This window comes from Lachnoclostridium sp. An131, assembly GCF_002160825.1.
Classification (GTDB): domain Bacteria; phylum Bacillota; class Clostridia; order Lachnospirales; family Lachnospiraceae; genus Laedolimicola.
Window position 1 is genome coordinate 1 of sequence record NZ_NFLI01000038.1, and the last position, 1,714, is coordinate 1,714.

Sequence of the window (1,714 nt, forward strand, 5' to 3'; positions counted from 1 at the left end):
TGGTGTGCTACCCGTCAAGAGGACAATGAAAAACAATAAATTTTTCTCCGTCAGCCGATACACGGCTGGCGGTATTTTTATGCTGCCTGTAATGTAAATTCATGAAATGCCATGGGTGTCATTATATGCAACTTACGCTGTAGGCGTCGATTGTTATAGTATTCAATATAATTCTGGATGCTTTGAATTAATTCTTCTTTTGATGTAAAGTGTTTCCCATAATACATCTCGCGTTTTAAGATTCCCCAGAACCCTTCCATCGGTCCATTGTCAATACAGTGTGCGACTCTGGACATACTTTGTTTCATATGGTGCTTCTTCAGACGATGATAAAAAGCCTGGCTGGTATATTGAAATCCCCGATCCGAATGAAAAAGAGGATGCGCATCCGGCTCTATCTCTACCGCCTGATCAAATGTATCCATAATAAGAGCATTATCATTATGATTACTGATCTTATACGAGACAATCCTGCGGTCACACAGATCAAGGATCGCACTTAAATAAATTTTGTGTATTTCTTCTCCTGCATAATATTTGAACTCTGTTACATCTGTCAGCCATTTCTCATTAGGTTTGTCTGCATGAAACTCACGATGAAGAAAGTTCTTCGCTATGTGGGCAGGATTCCTGTCCGCTTTTGTGCAGCTTTTTGGTTTCCATTTGATAGAAGACTGTACTCCGATTTTTCGGCAGATTCTCAGGATTCTCTTATCATTAACAGGTGTTCCATAATTTACAGCCAATTCATCACGGATACGCCGATAGCCCATATCTGGATGCGACTGGTGTATTTCCCTGATCCTATCAGCAATCTGTTCATTCCTGATTTCACTATCGCTTTTCGGATGTTTCAACCAGCGATAATAGGAAGAACGGGTAATTCCAAGGTATCGGCACATTTGTTTGACTGGATATCCTTTTGATTCGGACAATTCCCTGATTGCCTGATATTCACATAATTTATGTATTAAAGAAAGCGACTCCTCCTTTCTAATTCCCTTACTTTTTTTAACAGGTCATTCTCCATCTGTAAATCTTTATTTTTACGTTCCAGCTCTGCGATGCGGTCTCGTAATTCTTCTTCCGGAGTGCGGCTTGGCTGGGAGCCGATGCGTCTGCCCCTTCTATCTTCCAAGCCTGCACTCCCCATTTTTTCATACCGGCATACCCAATTTCGAACCTGCTGGTAAGAACAACCATACTTCAGGGCCATTGCTCCATAATTCCGGTCGTGATCAAGACAGTCTTTTACGATACAGACTCGTTCCTCCAGTGTTGTTTTTCTCGCTTTCTTCATGGCGCTACCTCCGGTAAGTTCTTTTAATTCCTTACCTTCATTATACACCCTGATCCAATTCATGAGTTGAGTATGTTGCCGGATTCTATACTTGATACATATTTCGTCTAAAGACCCCTGCCCTGAAAGATAAGCATGAACTGCCTGTAATTTCAATTCTTTAGAATAGGATCTGTTTGTCTTTGATGTTAGTAATCCTGTTGGCCCTTCTGCCTTGTAGATTCTAATCCACTCCTGAATGCTCCGCCTATTAACACCGTATAGTTTTGCAGCTTCAATTTGACTAATAGTTCCATTTAGATACTGTTCTACAATTTTTACTTTTTCTACTGCATCAATTTTGCTTTTTCTGGACATAAAATACCCCCAAGTAGGTTTTTATATTTTAGTGTCCTACTTGAGGGTATCATATCA

At 40.4% G+C, this 1,714-nt stretch carries 2 protein-coding genes; both read right to left on the minus strand.

Annotated features, from left to right (window positions below):
- Positions 1–77 precede the first annotated feature (77 nt).
- Positions 78–998 carry an IS3 family transposase gene (locus B5E77_RS17150; RefSeq protein WP_330394734.1) on the minus strand — a complete coding sequence of 307 codons (921 nt, stop codon included), beginning with the start codon at positions 996–998 and terminating at the stop codon, positions 78–80.
- Complete coding sequence (locus tag B5E77_RS17155) at positions 971–1,657, minus strand: helix-turn-helix domain-containing protein (protein WP_087166485.1); 687 nt, start codon at positions 1,655–1,657, stop codon at positions 971–973. The genes B5E77_RS17150 and B5E77_RS17155 overlap by 28 nt, the downstream gene beginning before the upstream one ends.
- Positions 1,658–1,714 lie beyond the last annotated feature (57 nt).